The sequence below is a fragment of the Variovorax ureilyticus genome (assembly GCF_037889935.1).
In the GTDB taxonomy this organism is placed as follows: Bacteria; Pseudomonadota; Gammaproteobacteria; order Burkholderiales; family Burkholderiaceae_C; genus Variovorax; species Variovorax ureilyticus.
Genome location: NZ_JBBKZU010000045.1, coordinates 1 through 2541 on the forward strand (window position 1 = coordinate 1; position 2541 = coordinate 2541).

3 protein-coding genes are annotated in these 2541 nt (G+C 66.2%); all 3 read left to right on the plus strand.

Going from position 1 to position 2541, the window contains the following annotated elements; translation table 11 throughout:
• Positions 1 to 80 precede the first annotated feature (80 nt).
• Positions 81 to 434, plus strand: a complete 354-nt coding sequence (gene tnpA, locus WKW77_RS34880; protein ID WP_340361457.1) for an IS66-like element accessory protein TnpA — start codon at positions 81 to 83, stop codon at positions 432 to 434.
• The gene (tnpB, locus tag WKW77_RS34885) at positions 431 to 769 is read left to right on the plus strand and encodes an IS66 family insertion sequence element accessory protein TnpB (protein WP_340361458.1); all 339 of its coding nucleotides are present in this window, start codon (positions 431 to 433) and stop codon (positions 767 to 769) included. The genes tnpA and tnpB overlap by 4 nt, the downstream gene beginning before the upstream one ends.
• A gap of 70 nt (positions 770 to 839) precedes the next feature.
• Positions 840 to 2471 carry an IS66 family transposase gene (gene tnpC, locus WKW77_RS34890; protein ID WP_340361459.1) on the plus strand — a complete coding sequence of 544 codons (1632 nt, stop codon included), beginning with the start codon at positions 840 to 842 and terminating at the stop codon, positions 2469 to 2471.
• Positions 2472 to 2541: the final 70 nt, after the last annotated feature.

Here is a 2541-nt window from a genome sequence, read left to right on the forward strand (position 1 = left end):
ACGTAAGCGGCTGCCGATCCCACCCTGTTATCAGAGCAACGATCGATCGATGATGTCCAGCTAACGGTAGCTGGACATCTATGGATCGCAATACGAAGCAAAGGCGGCGGCACAGCGCTGAGTTGAAGGCGCAGGTACTGCAGGCTTGTGCGATACCGGGCGCCTCGGTGGCGGCGGTGGCACGTGAGTTCGGGTTGAACGACAACCTGGTTCATCAGTGGCGTCGCGGTCGCGGTGTGGGTTCGCCGCAAACTGCAGCGCAGTTCATTGCATTGCCGCTGCCGGCCATGCCGCCGCCCCTTCCCGCGCCGAGCGCCTCGGCTGGCGGCGACATCAACCTGGAAGTCAAGCGCGGCGCCCTGCAGGTCAGCGTCAAGTGGCCGCTTGCCGCGGCCAGCGAGTGCGCCGCGTGGTTGCGCGAGGTGCTGCGGTGATACGCATCGACGCGCTGTGGCTGTGCACGCAGCCGCACGACATGCGCGCCGGCGCCGAGCGGTTGATGGCTCAGGTCGTTCACGCGCTGGGCCGGGCCAACGCCCATCATGGGTATCTGTTCGCCAACGCGCGGGCCACGCGCATGAAGCTGCTCGTGCATGACGGCTTCGGCGTATGGTGCGCGACGCGGCGCCTGAACACGGGCCGCTTCGTGTGGCCGCGCGAGATCGATGCAAGCAAGGCGCTGTCGCTCACACGCGAGCAGTTCGACGCGCTGGTGGTGGGCCTTCCATGGCTGCGGCTTGCCGAATTGCGTGAGATCACCCGTCTATGAGAGTGCGAGAGTCGTTGACAGCGCAAGCCCGCGTGACGAGGGATGTGCATGGGCGGCATGATGCGAGCACATGTCGCAATTGCTGGAGCTCACCGATGACGACCTGAAGGGCCTTGGCCCGGAGGCTGTCACGGCACTCGCCCAGCAGATGCTGCAGCGACTGCGAGAGCAGGAACTGCACATCGCGCAGCGCGACCAGGCCCTCAAGCTCAAGGACGCCAAGATCGAGAAGATCACCTTCGAGCTGGCACGCCTGAAACGCTGGAAGTTCGGCGCCAGTGCCGAGGCGATGAGCGCCGAACAGCGCCGTCTGTTCGAGGAAACCTGCGCCGAGGACGAGGCTGATCTGCAGGAGCAATTGCGGCAGTTGCAGGGCGAGGGCAAGGCCGACACCGACACGCAGAACAAATCGAAGCGCAAGCCCCGCCGCGAGAAGCTGCCGGATCATCTGCGCCGCGTGGAGCACCGCCACGAGCCTGCGCAAACCACCTGTCCCACACCTGGCTGCGGATCGGCGATGCAGCGCGTGGGCGAAGACGTCAGCGAGCGGCTGGACGTCGTTCCAGCGGAGTTCTTCGTGCATCGCCACATCTACGGCAAGTGGGCGTGCCGGTGCTGCCAGCGCAAGGGTGTTGACCGCCTGGTTCAGGAGCCGGTGGAGCCCTCGATCATCGATGGCGGCATCCCGGCCAGCGGGCTGGTGGCGCACACGCTGATCAGCCGCTTCGTGGATCACCTGCCGTATTACCGGCAGGAGGCCATCAACGCCCGCAGCGGCGTGCACACGCCGCGCTCGACGCTGGCGCAGTGGTCAGGACAGGCAGGTGCTGCGCTGCACCCGCTGTTCGAGGCGCACAGGCGCTTCGTGCTCGAATGCGCTCACCTGCACGTGGACGAGACGCCGGTGTCGATGCTCGATCCTGGGGCGGGGAAGACCCGGCGAGCGTACGTGTGGGGTTACGCGCGCGGCGCGTTCGATCCGACACCTGGGGTGGTTTACGACTTCTGCCTGGGCCGCGGCGCCCAGTACCCGCTGGCCTTCCTTGGCGGTTGTGACGAACGCCCACCGTGGACGGGCACGTTGACGCGCGACGAATACGCCGTCTATGACAGCGTGGTGCGAGCCGTGCCCGGCCGGATCGCCGCTGGATGCCTTGCTCATGCAAGGAGGAAGTACGACCAGTTGCTGCGCGACGGCGGCAAGAGTGCGGTGGCCGCCGAGGCGATCGCGCGCATCGCGGCGATTTACCGCCTCGAGCGCGAGCTCGCAACGCTGGGCGCCCAAGAGCGACACGCGGAACGACAAAGCCGCGCACGGCGGCTGTGGGACCAACTCCACGAGTGGCTGATCCTGGAGCGACGGCGCGTGCCCGACGGCAGCGCCACGGCTCGTGCGCTGGACTACAGCCTCAACAGCTGGAGTGCGCTGGTGCGCAACCTCGAAGACGGCAACGTCAACGTGGACAACAACAGCCTGGAAAACCTGATGCGCCCATGGGCCATGGGACGCAGAGCATGGTTGTTCGCCGGTAGCGAACTGGCCGGCAAGCGCGCTGCCGTCGTGATGAGCCTGGTCCACTCGGCACGGCTAAATGGCCATGACCCCTACGCCTACCTGCGTGACGTGCTTGAGCGCTTGCCAACGCACCTCAACAGCCGCATCGACGAACTCCTGCCTCATCGCTGGCAACCCGCCGCCTGAACGTCCTCCGGACTCCTCAAAGAGCAGGCGTCACGTGTCAATGAGGACCTGGGTACGGCCATCCGCTTAC